Source organism: Empedobacter sp. UBA6305 (assembly GCF_002440405.1).
Lineage (GTDB): Bacteria > Bacteroidota > Bacteroidia > Flavobacteriales > Weeksellaceae > Empedobacter > Empedobacter falsenii_B.
Map to the genome: position 1 here is coordinate 1 of NZ_DJTP01000040.1, position 20,314 is coordinate 20,314.

Genomic DNA, 20,314 nt, shown 5'->3' on the forward strand with positions numbered 1-20,314 from the left:
GAGGATATGACGTACCCACAGATTTCTTTAATAAAAATGTAGCAACTTTATAAAATAACAAAAGGCAAACAAACGTTTGCCTTTTGTGTTATAGTGAATTATACGTTGTGTAAAAATAACACATTTGAACATTACCTTGGAGTAGACCAACTAATCTAATTATCTCTTTTTTCCCATTTTGTAATAACTGAAGCCTCTAACTCTTGAAAAGTACAGTTTAGTTTTCTAGAATTTAAAATTATAGTTTCATTTGGATGCCAATTATTCATAACAATAAGAAGTCTTTTTAAAAGACTTATATTATTATTTATTATGTAATTTTTTTTATTTTTAATCGATAATTCTAAATATTCACCGGAATATGTTTTAACAGTTTTTATGTGAGAAATATCGTCCCATTTAATATATCCCAGACTTTCATAATTAGAATTATCTGTTATTCCAAAATTAGTTAATATAATACCTTTTTCTTTGTTTAATAATAGTATTATATGAGTGATAACCATAGCAAACGTATATATAAAACCTATTATTCCTCCAATAAAAATTAAAATATCATTTTGAATAAATTTAGAAACAAAGAAATTTGAGTTAAAAATCATAAAGATTGACAATATATTAGATAATATAAAAAATAAGATTAATCCAATTATTTTTTCGTTACTTTTCTCTATTATTATTTCACTCATTACTACTAGTATTTTAATGGTCCTGATACTGTTTGACTACTTTGAATTAATTTTTGTGTTTGTTGATTTTTTTGATCAGGTGTCAAAGGAGTCATAGCTTTATCTAAATAAAATTCCATTGTTTCTTCACCTACTACTCCTCCAACGACTGCACCTAAAAAGCCTGTAATAAGAACTCCAGGACCCGTTTCTGATCCTACTATAAGTCCAGCAGTTGCTCCTCCTAACATACTGTACATTCTCATATATCAATATTTACTTTTTTACAAAATTAATCTTTTTTACTTTATTGACATTATAACAAAAACTATTCTATATCAATAATGTAATTTATATTTTCAATTTTACAAATCTCCAACAATTATCTAAAACCAAATTACGGTTTTACGTAAAATAAAAATCCAAAAAATAATTTTCCTACTATAGTGATTACGTTTAAAAGAATTGCACGCCAAAAAACTGAACTTGCAACAAAAAATAGGACAAAATATTTAAGACCTAAGCTGCGAGCTCTTTGATATTTTCACGCTGGTAGCTCTGTTGAACGGCGCGATCTTTAAACTCTTTACTATAAAATTTTTTCTTCATTTTTCTAAGTTAATTTTTACAGCTTAATCCATAATTCTTATGTCCAAATAAAGGTAGCAAGATCAACCTGTCAGCCCACGAAAAGCTTAAACATTGTTCAAACTTTTTTTTAGGTTTCTTATCACCACAAAAAATCCTTCATCTAAAAGACAAAGGATTTCTAAAAAACTCAAAATGATGATTTTCTAACCATCAACCTTACTATGTTGTTTTCCGTAGAAAAAGTAAATACAAATTCCGATTACTAACCAAATCAAAAGTCGCCACCAACTTTCCATTGTTAATGAAGTCATTAAATAAACACAAACAATAATTCCCAAAATTGGAACAAATGGAACAAATGGAACTTTAAATTTACGTTCGGCATTTGGCATTTTTTTACGCATCACAATAATTCCAATACAAACTAAAGTAAAGGCAAATAAAGTTCCGATACTTACCATATGACCTAAATCTTTGATTGGTACAAAACCAGCAAAAATGCTCACAAAGACTAAAAAGAATACATTGGTTTTCCAAGGTGTACGAAACTTTTTGTGTACATCTGAAAAGAAAGAAGGTAACAATCCGTCATTACTCATGCTATAAAATACGCGACTTTGTCCTAATAACATCACTAATATAACCGATGTATAGCCTGCGATAATTGCTAAAATCAATACACTTTGTAAAAATGTATAACCTGTTACTGCAAATGCTGTCGCTGCTGGTGACGCATCCCCCTTAAAGGTTTCGTATGGTACCAAACCTGTCATTACCCACGAAAATAATACGTACAAAATGGTACAAATAACCAACGATCCCAAAATACCAATCGGCATTCCTTTCTGTGGATTTTTAGCTTCTTGTGCCGCAGTAGAAACCGCATCAAATCCAACAAAAGCAAAGAAAACAACTGCTGCTCCTGCTGCAATTCCTGGCATTCCTCCGAATTGAGTTCCTGGAATATTTTTAGGAATAAATGGAATATGATTTTCTGGATTGATATGACTCCAACCCAAAATGATAAAGACAATTACGACACTTACTTTTAAAATTACAAGAATATTATTGATAATCGCAGATTCTTTTGTCCCTCTCATTAACACTAAAGAAAGTAAACATACAATAAAAACTGCCAGCAAATTTACCATTCCGCCATCGGCTGGAGCATGCAACAATTCTTGAGGTAAATGAATATTTATTCCTTGCAAAAATTTATCGACGTAAGCCGACCAACTCACACTTACAGTTGCCGCTGCCAAAGCATATTCTAACACCAAATCCCAACCGATAATCCAAGCAATAAACTCTCCCATTGTTGCGTAAGAATATGTATAAGCACTTCCAGCAACTGGAATCATTGAAGCAAATTCGGCATAACAAAGTCCTGCAAAAGCACAACCAACTGCGGCTAAAACAAAGGATAAAGTAACTGACGGACCAGCATGATCTGCCGCTGCAATTCCTGTTAAACTAAATAATCCGGCACCGATAATAGCGCCAATACCCAAAGCAACTAAGGCTCCCGAAGATAGAGATCTTTTTAAACCACCTTCCGTTTCTTGCGAATCTTCTATTAGCTTCGCTAATGGTTTAATTTTCCAAATTGACATAAAAATACATGTGTTAAAACTTGACGAAATGTAAAGTGTTTCAGATATATTTTTAAAATTCGAAAAATAAATTTTATATTTTTTAGATATATTTTTAAAAGAAAACTTAATATTTACGAATAATATAATTAGAAATTAATATTAAAACGCAACTTTAAATTATTCATAAAAATTAACTCATATTTTTAATAAAACTAAATCCAATAAATTAAATAAATACGAATAAAATTATTTTTTACTTATTTTATTGAGACAAAAAAAACCTCGAAAATTATTTTCGAGGTTTTGTATTATTTTATTGAAATGATCTTCTTATTCTGCAATACTTGGAACTGAAACCAATTCGTTTGTATCAGCATCATAATCGATTTCATCAAAACTAAATCCAAACAATTGTAAGAATTCATCATGATAACCTTTGATATCAGAAATTTCTTTGATGTTCTCAGAAGTTACAATTTTCCATAAATTATCTACTTCTTTTTGTACATCTTCGCGCATTTCTAAATCATCGATACGGATACGTCCATTTTCGTCCAAAGGAACTTCTCCGTTTGCAGTATACAAGCGCTCTGCAAACAAACGTTGCATTTGCTCGATTGTACCTTCATGAATTCCTTTTGCTTTCATTACTTTGTACAATAACGAAATATATAATGGCACAACTGGAATAGCAGAACTAGACTGTGTTACCAAAGCTTTGTTTACAGAAACGTAAGAAACACCATTCAAATCTGCTAATAATTCGTTGATAACTGGAACCGTTTTTTCTAAATCGTTTTTAGCCATACCAATCGATCCATCTTTATAAATTCTATGAGTCAATTCTGGCCCGATGTAAGAATAAGCAACAGTTTTTACACCTTCAGCTAAAACACCAGCAGCTTTCAAATCTTCCATCCAAAATTTCCAATCTTCACCTCCCATTACAGCAATTGTATTATCAATTTCTTCTTGAGATTCAATCGGATCAATTGTAATATCTGTTACTTCTGCTGTATGAAAATCTACTGTTTTATTTGTAAATGGTTCTCCAATTGGTTTAAGAACTGATGAATACGCAACACCTGTTTTTGGGTGTGTACGACGTGGCGAAGCTAAACTGTAAACCACTAAATCTACTTGACCTAAATCTTGTTTGATTAAATCAATCGTTTGTTGTTTAATCTCATCAGAAAAAGCATCTCCATTAATACTTTTTGCATACAAACCAGCTTCGTGTGCTTCTTTTTCAAAAGCAGCTGTGTTGTACCAACCCGCAGTTCCCGGTTTTCTTGGTGCAGCAGGTTTTTCGAAAAAAACACCTATTGTTGCAGCATTATATCCAAAAGCAGCTGTAATACGAGATGACAGACCAAAACCTGTCGAAGCTCCAATTACCAATACTTTTTTTGGTCCTTCGGCTGAAATATTTTTTGATTTTACGTACTCAATTTGATTGTGAACATTTTTTGCAGTTCCCTCAGGATGAGTCGTAATGCAAATAAAACCTCTTGTTCTTGGTTGAATAATCATTATACTTAATTTAGTCGCATAAATTTATAAAATAAATTCTATATAACGAAACGATCTTTTTGTACATAAAATCATTCTATTTTTAATAAAATTAATAGAAATACAGATTTCGATTTACTATATTTACAATTACTCAAAACCTACTTACCTATGAAAGATATTCACATAGGCTCTTTAATCAAAAAAAGAGTCGACGAACTTGGAATTGATATATCCCGTATCAAAAGTTTCTTCAAAACTTATTCTGAAAAAGAAATTAATGCTCAATATTTAAGTAAAAGTATACAAACAGACGATTTATTAAAATGGTCGAAGTTATTGGAATATGATTTTTTTAGAATTTATACACAACACATTATTTTATTTGCTCCTGTTGGAAAAAACGCTTCAACTTCAACATCCCCTAAAAGCTCTGTTTTACCAAATTATCGCAAAAGTGTGTATACAAAAGAGATTATAGATTTTGTATTGAATTTATACACTGAAGAAAAAAAGAAAATTCAAGAAATTTCGAATGAATACAATATCCCTAAAAATACCATTCATAATTGGATAAAAAAATACCTACCACAAAATTAAATCTTACTCACTATGGAAAAACCAAACTACCAAAAAATCTATCAAGACATTATTAAACGTAATTTCCCTGAAAAAATAGAACAGACAAAAAAATTGTTAAAAAAGAATATGAATGTTTTGGATATCATGAAAGTATCAGAAATACTGAATGCAAACAAAACAGCCGAAAATCAAAAGCATAAATCTTATGATTTGAATTCTGTTTTAGAGATTTTAAAAATTCAGCAAAAAAATAATTACACCAATACTTTTACTGCTGATAAGTTTAAAATCAGTCGAAATACTGTAGCTAAATGGCGTAAAATATATGGGTATTAAAAAACGGTTTCAAAAAGAAACCGTTTTTTTTATTTATCTATTATTTTTATCCTCTTTTATTACTTTATGTACCGCTAAAGTTGCAAACGGAATAAATGCGTACATCACATAAATGATAAAGTCTTCGTCGTCCCATTTATATATTCTTCTGACTCTAAAAAGTAAAATCAAGTAAGCTGTAAACCAAAAACCGTGAAAACAACCGGCAAATGGCATTGGCAACACATAATCGAATTGATATTTAATTGGCATTGCGACCAAAAATAAGAGCGTACAACTTATCGTTTCCCACACACATGATGTGCTAAACCATTTTTTTAACTTTTCGTCAGATACGTTTAACATTTTGCAAATTTAATCGTTTATTGATAGTAGAGGTATGATAATCATTAGTTAAAAAGTTTATTTTTACTCAATTATTGAAATAACTATTAATATTTATGATAATTAAATGTTATGATTATTACTATTTATGATAATTACACATAATAATTATCAATATTATTTATTAAATTTGTAAAAATCCAAAACCTCATAATTAATGCACGTAGATAATTTTCTTTCAAAAAAATTCAATTTAGCTTTACCCTACTGGACAATTATCTGTCCCATTCTTGCCATTTTTTCATTAACAATAGCCGAAGGATTTAAAGATCAGATGTGGTTTTCTGGAATCTTAGGAATCATTTTAATTTCAGCCGTTTTATCAGCTGTACATCACGCAGAAGTTGTAGCGCATAAAGTTGGAGAACCTTTCGGAACCATTATTTTGGCTTTAGCCATTACAGTTATCGAAGTTTCGCTAATTGTTTCATTAATGATGTCCGAACCTACTGGCTTTCCTTCTGTTTTGGCTAGAGATACCGTTTTTGCTGCTGTAATGATCATTCTTACCGGAATTATAGGAATCTGTTTATTGGCTGGAGGAGTTCGTTATAGAGAACAAAATTTCATCAAACAAGGTGTTTCAACTGCTTTAATTACTTTAGTTGCAATATCTATATTAACCTTAGTTTTACCTAATTTTTTAACTTCAGAAAAAGGAGGAGAATTTTCGACAAGTCAATTAATTTTTGTGGCAATTATTTCGTTGATTTTATATGGCGGATTTATTTCTGTCCAAACCATTCGTCACCGCGATTATTTCTTACCACAAAGTAGCAAAGATAATGTAACATCAGAATTGCATGTTGAAAAACCAAATTTACTTACAACGATTTCGAGTTTGGTTTTATTATTAGTTGCTTTGTGTGCAGTTGTTTTGTTATCAAAAAAATTATCGCCAACCATCGAAACAATTGTGATGGATTTAGGCGCTCCAAAATCATTGGTGGGAATTATAATTGCCGGAGTTATCTTATTACCAGAAGGTTTAGCGGCATATAAAGCAGCAAAACAAGACCGTTTACAAACAAGTCTTAACTTGGCTTTAGGTTCTGCATTAGCTTCAATTGGATTAACGATTCCTGCGGTAGCAATTGTTTGTTATTTCACAGGATTAGAAGTTACATTAGGAATAGACGCAAAATCATCTATCTTATTAGTGTTATCCTTGTTCACCGTTTATTTATCATTAAATTCTGGTCGAACAAATATTCAGCAAGGAATTGTTTTATTAACACTTTTTGCCACATATTTATTTACTACAATAGTTCCTTAAAGAAAATTTAAAGACATAAAAAAAACGACTCAGAATTTTAATTTTGAGTCGTTTTTTTTATGTTATTTTTTTGGTAAAGAAACCATATTCGAATCTAATTTTTGATCTTTTTCTAAGAATATTTTTCCTCTCAAAATACTTTGAATTGTATTGATTAATTCTTTTTCGAAAGAATCTCTTAATTGAGATTGATGAAAAATCAACGAAACTTCTCGTGTTGGAACTGGCGACTCAAAGTTTTTGACAAATTTCTTATATTCTTGTGGTAAATCATCTGCAACCAAAGCAGGTAACAGAGTCATTCCGTAACCATCGTTCGCTAATTTAACCAACGCTTCAAAACTTCCTGAATCTAACTTAATCGGACGATTTTTCAGATTAGAAGTATCACATAAAGCCAACACATTATTTCTGAAACAATGTCCTTCTTGCAAGATTAATAAATCAGAAGTGTTTAAATCATCTTCATTGATTTTATCTTTGTCAGATAAGCGATGCCCGTTTGGTACATAAGCCACCAATGGTTCATAATAAAGAGGTTTTTCGATAATTTGATCTTCGAAAAGTGGCGAAACCACAATACCAAAATCCAACGAACCATCTTTTATTCCTTTTATAATTTTATCCGTTTGCAATTCTTTGATAATCAAATTTGATTTCGGATTATTTTTCTGAAATGTTTTATAAAATAATGGTACCAAAGAAGGTAAAACAGTAGGAATAACACCAATAATGAAATCACCTTCTAACAAACCTTTTTCTTCGTTTACCAAGTGTTTCATTCGGTTAGCTTCCATTAAAATTGTTTTTGCTTGCGCAACAATTTTCTCTCCAATTTGAGTGATTTTGATTGGATGCGATGTTCTATCGAAAATATCAATATTCAATTCTTTTTCCAATTTCTGAATCTGCATACTCAATGTTGGTTGAGTTACAAAGGATTTATCAGCAGCAATTGTAAAGTTCTTATGCTCAGCCACTGCCAGCACATATTGTAATTGTACTAATGTCATATATAAAAATTGATATCTATAAATTTTTGTGATAAAGATATACATTATTATATTATCAATCTATATCTTAAATCATAATTTAATCCATAAAAAAAGCTCGAATAAATTCGAGCTTATCATTAAATATAAATTTAATTATTTGTTTAATTGTTTCTGAATTTCAGCTGTCCAATCTTGTAATTTTTTAGCATCTTCTGGTTTCAATGTTTGAGTAAAACCTTGTAATTCTTTTTGAAAATCTACTGATTGTTTTGTCAATTCAGCTAATTTATTTGCATCACCAGCAGTTGCAGCTAATTTCATGTCAGCAGCCCATTTGTTGTATTTTCCAACAAATTCAGTAATTTTTGGATCAGAGAAAGTTGGTAAATCTTTTGCTACATCAGCAACTTTATCCATTGTCTCTTTACCAGCTTCTACTTGGTCTTCTACTGTATTTGCTACATTTTCTTGTGTGTTTTCTACTTTTGCATCTACTTTTTCTTTTTCAGATTTACAAGAAGATAAAGAAACTACACCTAATACTGCAGCAGCTAAAAATAATTTTTTCATTTTTAATTAGATTTTTAAAGTTAATATTATTGATTGTTCGAGTTAATCAAATCTAACGATTTATTTCTGTTAAATTTTTAATTTTCTTTCGAGAATTGGACTTCATATAAATTGGCATAATAACCTTTCTGAGCTAACAATTCGCTATGTGTACCTTGCTCAACAATCATTCCATTATCCATCACAATAATTTTATCTGCATTTTGAATCGTCGCTAAACGATGCGCAATGATGATAGAAGTTCTGCCTTGCGTTAGCTTATCAGTCGCTTTTTGTATTAATTCTTCCGATTCTGTATCAATAGAAGAAGTTGCCTCGTCCAACACCAAAATCTCTGGATTATAAATATATGCTCTCAAAAACGAAATCAATTGACGCTGACCTACAGAAAGTGTCGAACCACGCTCGCTTACCTCACTGTAATAGCCTTTTGGTAGTGACATGATAAAATTATCAATTCCAATAATTTTCGCTGCATTTTGGACTTCTTCCAACGAAATATCTTTATTACTTAAAACAATATTGTCATAAATCGTTGTATTAAACAAGAAAACATCCTGCAAAACAACCGCAACATGTTGACGTAAATTCTTCAATTCCATATCATGAATATTTACATCATCTATTTTAATTGTTCCAGAATCTATGTCATAAAAACGACTCAATAAATTAATTATAGTAGATTTTCCTGCACCTGTGGCACCTACAATTGCAATTTTTTCACCTGGTTTTGTCGAAAAAGAAATTCCTTTCAAAACCAAATTATTCGGAACATAAGAAAACTTCACATTTTCAAAATCGATTTTACCTTTTACATGATCCAATTTTATTGTTCCATTATCTGGCAAAGTTTGATCATCATCAATAATTTTGAACACACGATCTGCTCCTACCAAACCACGCTGAATGGTATTGAAACGTTCTGCAATTGCACGCATTGGCGCAGTTAACAACGTAACATATTGTGTAAAAGCAATCAAATCTCCGACAGAAACATCTCCATAAACAGCAGTTCTAAGACCTCCAAACCAAATCAAACTTCCTGTTGCTAAAGCCGAAATAATATCGACAACAGGAAACATTAATGAAAAATAGAAAACTGTTTTTAGATAGTTTTTCTTTAAATCATTATTAATCGAAACGAATTTGTCATATTCTGCTTGCTGACGATTAAAAACCTGAATAATATTCATTCCTGTTAATCGTTCTTGCACAAACGTATTCAGCTTCGCCACAATTGTACGTTCTTCTTGGTAAACATTTTTCAATGCTTTTTGGAATAATCGTGTAATAATCATCATCAATGGAAGAATCACAATCACAACCGTTGCTAAAACCCAATTCATCCAATACATCACAAAAACAATGAAAATGATTTTTAGTACATCGCCTAACATCACTAAAATTCCGTCATTGAAAACCTCGGCAATCGTTTCTATATCAGAAACTGAACGCGTTACCAAAACTCCATTTGGCGTTTTATCGAAGTAACCAAGCTTGAATTTGATCAAATGATTATACAAACGAACGCGCAACAAACGGATAACTCGTTGTGCAACAACATTCGCTAAATAAACCATAAAAAAAGACAAAATTCCTTCGAAAACTAACACCAAAGATAGTTTCACGATTTGCATTTGAAGCCCTGATAAATCTTTTGTCTGAATATAATCGTCGATGATATTTCCCGTTAAATACGGACGATAAACAGAAAAACACGCACTAAAAACCGCTACAAAAACCACCGACCAAAACATCACTTTGCTTTGTGCTCCGATTTGTAAAACACGTTTTAATCCATTAAAATCAAACGATGTATTCTCGTTATTTGAACTCATTTTTAAATAATTCTTTTGGATATTGAACATCTACCAAATATAATCCTTGCGCTGGTGCCGAAGCTCCTGCCGAAGAACGTTGTTTTTGTTCAATAATTTCTTCAAAATCGTGGATAGAAATTCTTCCTAATCCAACTTCAACCAATGTTCCAACAATTGCGCGCACCATATTTCGTAAAAAACGATCGGCAGTGATTTGAAAAACCAATTGTCCGTTTTCATTTTTGCGCCAAAAAGCCTCTCTCACATCACAAATATTTGTTTTCACATCGGTATGTAATTTAGCAAAACTTCCGAAATCTCCTTGCTTAATTAACAATTTTGCTGCTTCATTCATTTTTTCAATATCCAATTCTCGATTAAAAATCCAAGCACTATCAAACGCGAAAGGATCTTTGAAAGGTGAAATAAAATAATTGTAAGAACGTGAAATTGCATCAAAACGAGCATGCGCTTCATCATCCATCAAAAATAAACGATAAGCAGCGATGTCCTTTGGTAAAAAAGAATTTAACTTTTTGATTATATCAACCGATAATTCTTCTTCATAATCAAAATGAATAAACATCTTTTTCGCATGAACACCAGAATCTGTACGCCCTGCTCCGACAATCGAAATTTCTTTTCTTAAGATTTTAGACAATCTATCTTCAATAACTTCTTGAACCGAAATTTGATTGGGTTGAATTTGATAACCAAAATAATTTTTTCCGTTGTATGCTAATTCTAAAAAATATCGCAATTGTTGTAAATTTGAGCAACAAAAATACAACCTTTTGAAGAAAATTCTTTTACTTTCGGACACGCATTCTTATATCGACGATAGAATTTTGGAATATGCGCAACAAGCAGACGAAATTTGGCATGCTGGCGATATTGGCGATATTTCTGTAACCGATAAATTAGCTGAAATAAAACCTTTGCGTGCTGTTTATGGAAATATTGATGATAATAAAGCGCGCGCAGAATTTCCGCTCAACAACAGATTTACGTTAGAAGGTGTTGATGTTTGGATAACACATATTGGCGGTTATCCAGGGAAATATAATCCTACAATACGAAAAGAAATCACAGAAAATCCTCCAAAATTATTTATTTGTGGACATTCACACATTCTAAAAGTAATGCCTGATAAACAATTAGGGTTAATTCACATGAACCCTGGCGCAGTTGGTAAACACGGTTTTCAGAAAGTTCGTACAATGTTACGGTTTGAGTTGAATAAAGGAAAAATTGAAAATTTGGAAGTGATTGAATTTAAGAAATGATTTTCGAATCTCGCATTTCGAGATTCGAAGTTCGCATTTCGCTTTATTTCGCTAACTTGAATTCTTTCAGAATAGTAACAAACTTCGAATTAGTGATATATTCTCTAAATTCGTGCGAATCTTGTCCAGAAAAATCTGTTTCTTCTAAGAATGTATAATTTTTAGAAAGCTCATCATATAAATCTTTTTTGTAACCAAAATCTGTCGCAATCAAACTTCGAGATAAAACCCCAATCTTTCCTTTCCCTAATACATAATCCGTATTATTTATCGTGATATGCATGCGTTTTAACTGAGGTGTAAAGGTTTTTAATTGATTATTATCCAATGTGAAATCAACTTTTCCAATCGCAGGCGCCAACATAATGCTGTAAATTTTATTATTATTTTCTAACAAAGTTTCTGCATTCGTAAAATCGACATGATGCGCAGTTTCAGCACGTTTTATCTCACTTTCACGCAACGAAGGATTCACCAACGAGCTCAAAACAACCGATGCGCCACGACTATGCGAAATCAAATAAACGTCTTTGTTATGAATGACATTCAAAATTCTACGAAGCCCGAAAACACCCGCCATTTGGCTATTTGTCGTTGCACTTACCCAAACTTTTGCAGTACCAAAAAGACTCTCGTTCACCAATCCATCCCAATAAAAATTAATCACCTCATCATTCGAAGAATTAATATTCATATAAGTTTTGGCTTTATTGTAATTTTTCAGGCTAAACAAATAATCATTATCAATTCCATGCACAAAAATGATGACACGTTTCTTATTTTTAACTCTTTTTTCGATATTTTTTAAACGCAAACTTTCATAAGAAGTTAATTGATTTTGAAAGTTGTTTTCAGTCGCAATTTTCATCAACGAATAATCTCTACGACTTGCATTTCTAGGAGGTTTACCATACGATTTCAACCAATTATCTGGGTAAAAATTTCCGTTTTGATCCACAAAAGAACTTGTTGTATTCGGTTGAATAAAATTATTTGGATTCTGAGAAGTTGGCACATTATGTATTGCTGCACATGACGTTAAAAAACTAATCACGAAGATATAAAACAAGTTTTTCATATGATAAAAATTGGTATGCGAAGTAACTACAATTTTCTTTATTTCGCAATAGATTTTGCACCTTCAACCATAAGTTTAACAAGGTTTTAAGTGAAATATACGATCAAACAAATTCTAACCGAAAAAAAATCATCGTGGTTGAAATGACCCAACAAAACGATGGAAATATTATCAAGAATGGAACAGAGCGTTATTTTTTCATTACAGAATTGACAAAGAAATTTTGAGAGAATTAGTTCCAAAAGATTTAGAAATTGATGAAATAAATGATTCTGATTGGGTCTCAATTATCGCATTTACAATGGAAAAAATTCGACCTCGTTTTTTGCCTGCACTCTCTCCTACTTCTGATTTTGACGAAATTAATTTGAGAACATATCTCACAAAAAATGGAAAATCTGGTATTTATTTTTCATCGATTCGAGACCAGATTTAATGCATTATTCAGAAGGTGTGCAAGTTGTCGCTTGGAAAAGGATAAAGTTTAACAATTAAATTTTCTTTCTCAATAAATGTTGCATTCCATTGAACCATTCTCGTTGAGAACCATCATCTATATAACCAACTTTTAGATACAAATCATATGCTGATTTATTTTTGAAATTAACCGCTAAAACCAATTCATCAATTGTTGGAAAATTATCTTTTACAAAATCATCCATCAAACTCATCGAAATTTTTCCGTAACCTTTTCCTTGAAACTCAGGGTTTATTGATAAAGAACGCAACAACAACGAATTCGTATTATTCGTCATCTCCAATTTATCGTCACCATAGTCTAACACAAAAAAACCAATTGGTTCATCATCTAACAAAATTGTAATTGGTTTTGCATGTCCATCTGTGCGTAATTTCAAACGCTCAAAAGTCTCGCTAGGTAAGGCTGTAAAAGAAATTTGATCTTCTGGTAAATGATATAACAAAGCATTGTGATGTTTAATTTCTGTATGTTTGAGTTGAATTGTTGGCATAATCATTATTTTCAAATAAAAGTAATCAAAACATTCTAAATCCTATGTAAAAACAACAACCTTTATCTATTAAATTATAGTCAATTACTGCACAAAATTTAAACTCATTCTAACCAAAATAGTTTTTAAATTGTAGTAAATATCAGTCTAAATCTACAATTATGGATGATCAAAACAAGTTAAATATTCAAATAGGAACAAGTCAAAATACAGATGGTATCTATATAGAAATCACAGAAAATGGACCTTATATCTTGCACGGAAAGCCTAAAATTGTTCAGCAGTTTATCATTCCAAATCAGCAAGGAATTTCTGTCAATTACCAAGAAGGAGAAAAATTTGAAGCAAAAGATACAACTTATCTTTGCCGTTGTGGACAATCTTTTAATTAGTCTTTTTGTGATGGAACACATGCTTAGATGAGATTTCAAGATGGTTTACCAAAGCAACAAAAAGTAAAAGGATTTTTTTTTAATAAATGATATTAACATAAAACGCTCAAGAAAATCTTGAGCGTTCAATATAATAATGATGTTTATATTTTTTAATTATTAATTACACCAGAGCCTAAAAGTTCGTCTTCAACATACCAAGCACAGAATTGACCTTCTGTAATTGCAGATTGAGGGTTTTCAAATTCAACATACATTCCGTTTTCAGCTTTGTGTAAAATTGCTCTTTGCAAAGGTTGGCGGTAACGAATACGCGCCATCACTTCCATTGTTTCGTCGGTTTTCAAAGTTAAATCTTCGCGAACCCAATGTACTTCCTCTTCTTTTATAAACAATGCTTTCTTCAATAAACCTGAATGATCAGCGCCTTGACCTGTGTAAATAACATTAGTCTCTACATCTGTATCAATAATAAACAAAGGTTCTACTTTTCCTCCAACTCCCAATCCTTTTCGTTGACCGCGAGTGAAATAATGTGCGCCTTGATGTTTACCTACAATATCTCCGTCTTCTTGTTTGTATGAGAAACCTTTTGCTTCGAAATCTAATGCTTCATATTTATTTTCAAAAGTTGGAATTTCTCTTTTATATCCGTTCCAATCTTTGGCTATTTCTACAATTACACCTTCTTTTGGTTTTAATTGTTGTTGCAAAAATTCAGGTAAACTAACTTTTCCAATAAAACATAAACCTTGCGAATCTTTCTTATTCGCTGTAACCAAGCCTTGCTCTTGCGCAATTCTTCTTACTTCTGGTTTTTCTATATCTCCAATTGGGAATAATGCTTTGCTTAATTGATCTTGCGACAATTGACACAAGAAATACGATTGATCTTTATTGTTATCGTTACCTTTTAACAATTGAAAAATCTCTTTTCCATTTTCATCAATTGTAGAAGTTTTTCGTGCATAATGCCCTGTTGCTACATAATCTGCACCAAGTTCTAAAGCTGTTTTCAAAAACAAATCGAACTTAATTTCTCGGTTACACAACACATCAGGATTTGGTGTTCTTCCTTGCTCGTATTCATTGAACATATAATCTACAATACGTTCTTTGTACGAATCAGACATATCAATTACCTGAAAAGGAATATCTAATTTTTTAGCTACCAACAAAGCGTCTGCACTATCTTCTATCCATGGGCATTCATCTTCCAACGTTACCGATGCATCGTTCCAATTACGCATAAATAATCCGATCACATCATAGCCTTGCTCTTTTAGCAAATAGGCTGTAACACTTGAATCTACTCCTCCAGAAAGTCCTACGACAACTCTTTTCATCTTAAAAAATTTCAGTCTACAAAGTTATAAAATAATATTCGACGAATGAATATCATACATCAATCTATTTTTTGAATGATTTTGGCTGAAAAAATAAGATAAAAATAAGCGTACAAATTCCAGTTAAAAATGGATAATATAAGTTAGATAACACATCAACCGAAGAAACCTTTGTTGCACTTGAAATTGTATTTGCAGCTGCAACCGCTGCCAAAACTTGCGCACCATAAGGTAAGATTCCTTGTACAAAACACGAAACCGTATCCAAAATACTTGCCACACGTTTTCCCTCTAAATCATGATGATCAGAAATATCTTTTGCAATTTTACCACAAATCAAAATTGTAATCGTGTTATTTGCCAAACAAGCATTCGCCAAAGCTGTAAGCGACGCAATACTCATCTCAGCCTGACGTTTTGTTTTAATATTTTTGGTTAGATGATAAATGATAAAATCTAATCCACCATTCAAACGAATAATTCCAACAATTCCACCAATAATTAAACAAATAATACTCAACTCAAACATTCCTTTAAAACCTTCATTAATAGAAGAAACTAAGTCTAGTAAAGGAACACCAGAATAGAACAAACCAATTCCAAGAAACGAAAGAATTCCTACAATTAAAGCCCAAATCACATTAATTCCAGACATTGCTAGTCCAAAAACTAATAGATAAGGTAAGATTAAAATCAAGTCAAAATCTAACTGTTTTCCTTGAAAATTGGTTGTGTCAAAATGTTGAGAAAGTGAAAAATATATAATCGTCGAAACAATAGCTGCTGGAACTACTATTCGAAAATTAGTTTTAAATTTAGATTTCATGCTCACTTCTTGCGTACGTGTTGCAGCAATTGTTGTATCAGAAATAAATGATAAATTATCGCCAAACATCGCTCCACCAACTACTGCTCCTAACAAAATTGGCATAGAACCTGGAATCATTTTATCCATTTGCACTGCAATCGGCGCAACAGTTACAATTGTTCCAACCGATGTTCCCAAAGCCGTCGCAATAAAACAAGATAACAAAAAGAAACCTGCTACAATAAAGGAAGAAGGAAGATAATTCAAAAATAAATTCACTGTTGATTCTACAGCACCAATTGTAGATCCTAAACTTCCAAACGCTCCAGCGAGAAGAAAAATTAAAATCATCAACATAATGGTTTCTTCACCCGCATTCTTACAAAAAGCCTCGGCTTTCGTATGAAATGAAACCTTAGGGAATTGAACAAATGCAATTACTAATGCTAACATGAAAACAACCAATGCTGGAACAGAATAAAAATCGTTCAGATAAATAGATGCCGAAAAATAGACAAGTATGAAAATGATTAAAGGCAATAAAGCCCAAAAATTTCCTTTTTTTATGATCATATTACTAAAAATTCAGAAAAATATTCTGCAAATATCTATCGAAATTTTAAAACATGAAAATCAAATATTTATTGATTTATAAGTTTTTAGGACAGTAGAATAAAAAAAGGAACATCTTTCGAAAGATATTCCTTCATTTAGAAAAATTTTCTAAAAACTGTATTTTTATTTCGCAATTAATTTATTTGTTTGTGTAATTGCGCGCTCATTTTTTTCTTCAATCCAAGTTTTACCTTTTATTTTTCGCATCACATTATCGTATGTACGCATCAAAAATATGTTATAAATCGCTTCGGACAAATTTTTTGGTTTATGTGCCAACGAACGCAAACTCATCGAAAAACCTGGCGTCAAATATTTCATATAATGCCACCAACCTTCTGGCATATAAAGCATTTCTCCGTGTTTTAGGTCTGCAACCATCGGATTTATATTTTTCAGCGCTGGCCATTTATCAAAATCAGGATTATCAAAATCAATATCTTCTCTACAAATTACCGAATGCGGAATTTTGTACATGTATTTCGAATCCTTTGGCGGAACAATAATACAACGTTTTTTTCCTGCAAAATGGAAATGCAAAATATTCGCTAAATCGATATCATAATGCATAAAAACATTCGATCCTTCACCTCCAAAAAATAACATTGGCATCGATTTGAAAAGATTCAAACCCAAATCTGGCATTTTATAATCTTGTTGCAATTGCGGAACTTGACTCATCAAATTGTACAAAAATATACGCAAATCTGTCGGCTCACTTTGCAACAAATCTACATATTCAGACATTTTCATCTTTGCTACTGGTTCATTTACTTTCTTCGTATAATCAACCGGATCATTATTGTATAAAGGGACAACCTTGTTGCCTGCAACTTGTTTTATATACTCAAAATTCCACTTTTCGTACGCAGGCCAATCCTCTGTAATTCGCTCTACTACAACTGGTTTTTGAGGTTTAACGTAATATTTCTGAAAATCTTTTGCAGAAATACTTTCTACTCTTTCAACTTCTGTGAAATTAAAATTCATCTTTTATGTAAAATAAAGTGCAAATTTACTTAACTTTTTTGTTAAATCTGAAAGAAGCAATTATTAAACCAATCTTTTTTAAATATGATTTAATAATTATTTCTGATTTGATGATTTATTTAATATACATTGAACTTTACTATAACTGATGATAGAAAACACATCAATTCTTTCATTATCTTTACATTGAATTTTTAAAATCGATTCGTTGAACACAAAAAATCTATTTTTTTCCATTTTTTTTATTCTACTGAATACATTTTGTTGTGCACAGCAAATTTTTCCGTATTTGGAACTTCAAAATGAAGAAGATTTTGAAAAAATAGAAGCAATTTCTCTCGAAAATGACTATAATTTTCATCATTTATTGGGTAATTTGAGTCATAATTTTACTTTTCAGAACAATTCTTCGGAAGATATTTCGGCTAAATTTATTTATCCTTATCAAGCTTCTCAAAATGTGTACGAATTAAAAGCTTTTGTAAATGATAAAGTTTTCGAAATTCAATCCAAATCGATTGTAGATATTCGAAAAGAGTTAAAAAATATTGATGCTTCAACTATTTTTAAAAATCAACAAAACAATCAAGTTTTACAATTAGATTTAGGAAAAATTCCTGCACATGCTACACTAAAAATTAAGCTAAAAGTTTCGAAAATTGTTGAAGAAAATAATTTGAATTATCAAGTTTCGTTTTTAGAATTTATCGTGAAACGAACAGAATCTTTTACCCAAATTCATCGTTGGAACAATCAATTGAATGGTTTTCCGAAAAACATAAATTCAGATATTCATCTTTCGGGAAATTTTCCGATTTCAAAAATTGTTTCTGATTTAAAATTTTCAAAGGAAGATAATCGAAATTATGTTTCAAAAAATTCCGATAAAAAGATTCCAACTCTTCAATATGCTTATACAAAAAATGAACTACAAACCGGAATTGAAACGTTTACTGAAAATGGTTGCGATTATATTTTAGGAACAATTGAACCTGCAAATAATCCTTCTAAATATAATGCTCCACGAGAATTTTTGTTCGTTTTGGATGCTTCTGGTTCTATGATGAATCAACCAATTGAAACCACCAAAAAATTGATGTATCAACTTCTTCCAAATCTAAACGAAACAGATAAATTTAATGTGTTGGTTTATTCTACGAAAAATGAATTAATTTTTAATTCTTCTCAATTTCCAACGAAAGAAAACATCAATTTAGCTTTAGAAAAAATTAATTCTTTGAATGGAACTGGCGAAAAATTATTGGATGAAACAATCAAACAAATTCAGAAAAATCCTTTTGATAAAAATTATAAACGAATCATTACAATTATTTCTGATGGAGCGATGAATTTGAATGAAACTGTTTACAATTCACTCCGAAATTATGCAAAAGATACTCAATTTATAACATTAGGAATTGGAAAGGAATTGGACTATCATGCGATGAATTTCATAAGTTTAGCAACAGGAACGCTTCCGATTACGGTCAATGAACCAAGAGAATTGAATCAGAAAATAACACAATTTCTGCAAGCTGTTTTGAATTCTTCTATTTATCATCTTAAAGTTCAATCATCCCAAATCAACCTCAACGAAACGTTTCCGAAGAATTTCAATACGTATTTAGCTCAAAATTCTGTCAATTTTGTTTCACGCGATTGTAATCGTCGTTATCCAAAAAAAATAGAAATTATTGGTAATCAATCGAACCAAAATTTCACTCAAAATTTTGAAATCAAACAACCAAATCCAAGTGAATTTACCGAAGCAATTAAGTTTTATTGGGCAAAACAAAAAATTGATTATCTCTTAAAAGATGAGGAACGTTGCGGTGAAATGTGCAAAAAAGATGGACGATATCGAAAAGAAATTGAGAAAATTGGAACTGAATTTAACATTTCAACACCTTATAATTTATTGATCCAGAAAGGAAATATAGAAAATTACAACAATGATTATGATACAGATGGCGATGGCGTGATGGATATCGAAGATGAATGTCCGTATATAAAAGGAAATCGTTTTGGAAATGGTTGTCCAGAAAGCAATTTGAGTGATAAAAAGATTGGAAATTATGTTCAAGATTATTCAAATTATTTAATGGAAACCGTCGAATTTGATTTTGATAAAGCTGAAATCAGAGCTATTGATTATCCAAAATTGAATGAAGTTGTTGCAATTATGAAACGAAATCCATCACATCATTTTGTTATCGAAGGTCATACAGATGCGGTTGGAACAGAATCTTACAATATAGATTTATCACAACGAAGAGCAAACGCTGTGTTGAATTATTTGATAGAAAAAGGCTTAAATAAAAATCGATTTTCAATTTCCGCTAAAGGTTTTTCAGACTTGAAACACAAAGAATGCAATCCTGCTGCAAATTGTATTGACTGGAAAAATTTTGAAAATAGACGAGTTAGATTTAAGATAAAATAATTATTGTAACAAAAAAAGACCAAGCTTTCACTTAGTCTTTTGTATCTTATAATAAT

Annotated in this window: 21 protein-coding genes; 7 read left to right on the plus strand and 14 right to left on the minus strand. The window is 31.0% G+C overall.

From position 1 onward, the window contains the following. Positions 1 to 155 precede the first annotated feature (155 nt). The 4 genes from B3M86_RS09360 to fabV all read right to left on the minus strand — a co-directional run bounded on the left by B3M86_RS09360 (position 156) and on the right by fabV (position 4,387). A complete protein-coding gene (locus tag B3M86_RS09360; RefSeq protein ID WP_280052099.1) occupies positions 156 to 689 on the minus strand; it encodes an STM3941 family protein in 534 nt (177 codons plus the stop codon). Positions 690 to 694: 5 nt separating this feature from the next. Next, the gene (locus B3M86_RS09365) at positions 695 to 934 is read right to left on the minus strand and encodes a hypothetical protein (RefSeq protein ID WP_291075730.1); all 240 of its coding nucleotides are present in this window, start codon (positions 932 to 934) and stop codon (positions 695 to 697) included. A 528-nt stretch (positions 935 to 1,462) separates the two neighbouring features. Then, positions 1,463 to 2,872, minus strand: a complete 1,410-nt coding sequence (locus tag B3M86_RS09370; protein WP_291075728.1) for an amino acid permease — start codon at positions 2,870 to 2,872, stop codon at positions 1,463 to 1,465. Between the two features lie 312 nt (positions 2,873 to 3,184). Continuing rightward, the gene (fabV, locus tag B3M86_RS09375; protein WP_291075726.1) at positions 3,185 to 4,387 is read right to left on the minus strand and encodes an enoyl-ACP reductase FabV; all 1,203 of its coding nucleotides are present in this window, start codon (positions 4,385 to 4,387) and stop codon (positions 3,185 to 3,187) included. A 150-nt stretch (positions 4,388 to 4,537) separates the two neighbouring features. On the opposite strand from fabV, the gene B3M86_RS09380 reads away from it, so the two are divergent. Together B3M86_RS09380 and B3M86_RS09385 are read left to right on the plus strand one after the other, a co-directional pair. Then, positions 4,538 to 4,966: a transposase gene (locus B3M86_RS09380; protein ID WP_280062512.1), complete on the plus strand. Its 429-nt coding sequence runs from the start codon at positions 4,538 to 4,540 to the stop codon at positions 4,964 to 4,966. A gap of 12 nt (positions 4,967 to 4,978) precedes the next feature. Next, positions 4,979 to 5,284: a hypothetical protein gene (locus B3M86_RS09385; RefSeq protein WP_038333921.1), complete on the plus strand. Its 306-nt coding sequence runs from the start codon at positions 4,979 to 4,981 to the stop codon at positions 5,282 to 5,284. 33 nt (positions 5,285 to 5,317) lie between these two features. Here B3M86_RS09385 and B3M86_RS09390 read toward each other — a convergent pair whose 3' ends face one another. After that, positions 5,318 to 5,629, minus strand: a complete 312-nt coding sequence (locus B3M86_RS09390) for a DUF3817 domain-containing protein (protein ID WP_038333915.1) — start codon at positions 5,627 to 5,629, stop codon at positions 5,318 to 5,320. Positions 5,630 to 5,825: 196 nt separating this feature from the next. On the opposite strand from B3M86_RS09390, the gene B3M86_RS09395 reads away from it, so the two are divergent. After that, entirely contained in the window at positions 5,826 to 6,944 is a 1,119-nt protein-coding gene (locus tag B3M86_RS09395; protein WP_291075723.1) for a calcium:proton antiporter, read from the plus strand. 62 nt (positions 6,945 to 7,006) lie between these two features. Here B3M86_RS09395 and B3M86_RS09400 read toward each other — a convergent pair whose 3' ends face one another. The 4 genes from B3M86_RS09400 to truA form a co-directional block, all read right to left on the minus strand. Further along, complete coding sequence (locus B3M86_RS09400; RefSeq protein ID WP_038333906.1) at positions 7,007 to 7,957, minus strand: LysR substrate-binding domain-containing protein; 951 nt, start codon at positions 7,955 to 7,957, stop codon at positions 7,007 to 7,009. A 135-nt stretch (positions 7,958 to 8,092) separates the two neighbouring features. Then, on the minus strand, positions 8,093 to 8,509 hold the full coding sequence (locus B3M86_RS09405) for a hypothetical protein (protein WP_180906020.1): 417 nt from the start codon (positions 8,507 to 8,509) through the stop codon (positions 8,093 to 8,095). A gap of 77 nt (positions 8,510 to 8,586) precedes the next feature. Then, the gene (locus tag B3M86_RS09410; protein ID WP_291075721.1) at positions 8,587 to 10,347 is read right to left on the minus strand and encodes an ABC transporter ATP-binding protein; all 1,761 of its coding nucleotides are present in this window, start codon (positions 10,345 to 10,347) and stop codon (positions 8,587 to 8,589) included. Beyond that, entirely contained in the window at positions 10,334 to 11,089 is a 756-nt protein-coding gene (truA, locus tag B3M86_RS09415) for a tRNA pseudouridine(38-40) synthase TruA (protein ID WP_291046972.1), read from the minus strand. Before truA ends, B3M86_RS09410 begins: the two co-directional genes overlap by 14 nt. Before the next feature lie 34 nt (positions 11,090 to 11,123). On the opposite strand from truA, the gene B3M86_RS09420 reads away from it, so the two are divergent. Further along, positions 11,124 to 11,615, plus strand: coding sequence for a metallophosphoesterase family protein (locus tag B3M86_RS09420; RefSeq protein WP_125350164.1), 492 nt, complete (start codon positions 11,124 to 11,126; stop codon positions 11,613 to 11,615). A 43-nt stretch (positions 11,616 to 11,658) separates the two neighbouring features. Here B3M86_RS09420 and B3M86_RS09425 read toward each other — a convergent pair whose 3' ends face one another. Next, positions 11,659 to 12,693 carry an alpha/beta hydrolase gene (locus B3M86_RS09425; protein ID WP_219034553.1) on the minus strand — a complete coding sequence of 345 codons (1,035 nt, stop codon included), beginning with the start codon at positions 12,691 to 12,693 and terminating at the stop codon, positions 11,659 to 11,661. 223 nt (positions 12,694 to 12,916) lie between these two features. On the opposite strand from B3M86_RS09425, the gene B3M86_RS09430 reads away from it, so the two are divergent. Next, positions 12,917 to 13,129, plus strand: coding sequence for a DUF2071 domain-containing protein (locus B3M86_RS09430; protein WP_260392011.1), 213 nt, complete (start codon positions 12,917 to 12,919; stop codon positions 13,127 to 13,129). Positions 13,130 to 13,184: 55 nt separating this feature from the next. On the opposite strand, the gene B3M86_RS09435 is transcribed toward B3M86_RS09430, so the two are convergent. After that, positions 13,185 to 13,664: a GNAT family N-acetyltransferase gene (locus tag B3M86_RS09435; protein ID WP_219034554.1), complete on the minus strand. Its 480-nt coding sequence runs from the start codon at positions 13,662 to 13,664 to the stop codon at positions 13,185 to 13,187. Positions 13,665 to 13,825: 161 nt separating this feature from the next. Here B3M86_RS09435 and B3M86_RS09440 point away from each other — a divergent pair, with 161 nt between their 5' ends. After that, positions 13,826 to 14,056 (plus strand): CDGSH iron-sulfur domain-containing protein, encoded by a 231-nt coding sequence (locus B3M86_RS09440; RefSeq protein WP_280037543.1) that lies wholly within the window; start codon positions 13,826 to 13,828, stop codon positions 14,054 to 14,056. A gap of 152 nt (positions 14,057 to 14,208) precedes the next feature. Here B3M86_RS09440 and mnmA read toward each other — a convergent pair whose 3' ends face one another. The 3 genes from mnmA to B3M86_RS09455 form a co-directional block, all read right to left on the minus strand. Further along, on the minus strand, positions 14,209 to 15,402 hold the full coding sequence (mnmA, locus tag B3M86_RS09445; protein ID WP_219034556.1) for a tRNA 2-thiouridine(34) synthase MnmA: 1,194 nt from the start codon (positions 15,400 to 15,402) through the stop codon (positions 14,209 to 14,211). Positions 15,403 to 15,466: 64 nt separating this feature from the next. After that, positions 15,467 to 16,783, minus strand: a complete 1,317-nt coding sequence (locus B3M86_RS09450) for a Na+/H+ antiporter NhaC family protein (RefSeq protein ID WP_219034557.1) — start codon at positions 16,781 to 16,783, stop codon at positions 15,467 to 15,469. Positions 16,784 to 16,948: 165 nt separating this feature from the next. Next, on the minus strand, positions 16,949 to 17,815 hold the full coding sequence (locus B3M86_RS09455; protein WP_125350158.1) for a cupin-like domain-containing protein: 867 nt from the start codon (positions 17,813 to 17,815) through the stop codon (positions 16,949 to 16,951). Between the two features lie 289 nt (positions 17,816 to 18,104). On the opposite strand from B3M86_RS09455, the gene B3M86_RS09460 reads away from it, so the two are divergent. Continuing rightward, positions 18,105 to 20,258 carry an OmpA family protein gene (locus tag B3M86_RS09460; protein ID WP_291075719.1) on the plus strand — a complete coding sequence of 718 codons (2,154 nt, stop codon included), beginning with the start codon at positions 18,105 to 18,107 and terminating at the stop codon, positions 20,256 to 20,258. Positions 20,259 to 20,314: the final 56 nt, after the last annotated feature.

Coding starts and splice junctions, on each gene's coding strand:
- B3M86_RS09360 (WP_280052099.1), bottom strand. CDS start 689: ATGAGTGAAATAATAATAGAGAAAAGTAACGAAAAAATAATTGGATTA.
- B3M86_RS09365 (WP_291075730.1), bottom strand. CDS start 934: ATGAGAATGTACAGTATGTTAGGAGGAGCAACTGCTGGACTTATAGTA.
- B3M86_RS09370 (WP_291075728.1), bottom strand. CDS start 2,872: ATGTCAATTTGGAAAATTAAACCATTAGCGAAGCTAATAGAAGATTCG.
- fabV (WP_291075726.1), bottom strand. CDS start 4,387: ATGATTATTCAACCAAGAACAAGAGGTTTTATTTGCATTACGACTCAT.
- B3M86_RS09380 (WP_280062512.1), top strand. CDS start 4,538: ATGAAAGATATTCACATAGGCTCTTTAATCAAAAAAAGAGTCGACGAA.
- B3M86_RS09385 (WP_038333921.1), top strand. CDS start 4,979: ATGGAAAAACCAAACTACCAAAAAATCTATCAAGACATTATTAAACGT.
- B3M86_RS09390 (WP_038333915.1), bottom strand. CDS start 5,629: ATGTTAAACGTATCTGACGAAAAGTTAAAAAAATGGTTTAGCACATCA.
- B3M86_RS09395 (WP_291075723.1), top strand. CDS start 5,826: ATGCACGTAGATAATTTTCTTTCAAAAAAATTCAATTTAGCTTTACCC.
- B3M86_RS09400 (WP_038333906.1), bottom strand. CDS start 7,957: ATGACATTAGTACAATTACAATATGTGCTGGCAGTGGCTGAGCATAAG.
- B3M86_RS09405 (WP_180906020.1), bottom strand. CDS start 8,509: ATGAAAAAATTATTTTTAGCTGCTGCAGTATTAGGTGTAGTTTCTTTA.
- B3M86_RS09410 (WP_291075721.1), bottom strand. CDS start 10,347: ATGAGTTCAAATAACGAGAATACATCGTTTGATTTTAATGGATTAAAA.
- B3M86_RS09425 (WP_219034553.1), bottom strand. CDS start 12,693: ATGAAAAACTTGTTTTATATCTTCGTGATTAGTTTTTTAACGTCATGT.
- B3M86_RS09435 (WP_219034554.1), bottom strand. CDS start 13,664: ATGCCAACAATTCAACTCAAACATACAGAAATTAAACATCACAATGCT.
- B3M86_RS09440 (WP_280037543.1), top strand. CDS start 13,826: ATGGATGATCAAAACAAGTTAAATATTCAAATAGGAACAAGTCAAAAT.
- mnmA (WP_219034556.1), bottom strand. CDS start 15,402: ATGAAAAGAGTTGTCGTAGGACTTTCTGGAGGAGTAGATTCAAGTGTT.
- B3M86_RS09450 (WP_219034557.1), bottom strand. CDS start 16,783: ATGATCATAAAAAAAGGAAATTTTTGGGCTTTATTGCCTTTAATCATT.
- B3M86_RS09455 (WP_125350158.1), bottom strand. CDS start 17,815: ATGAATTTTAATTTCACAGAAGTTGAAAGAGTAGAAAGTATTTCTGCA.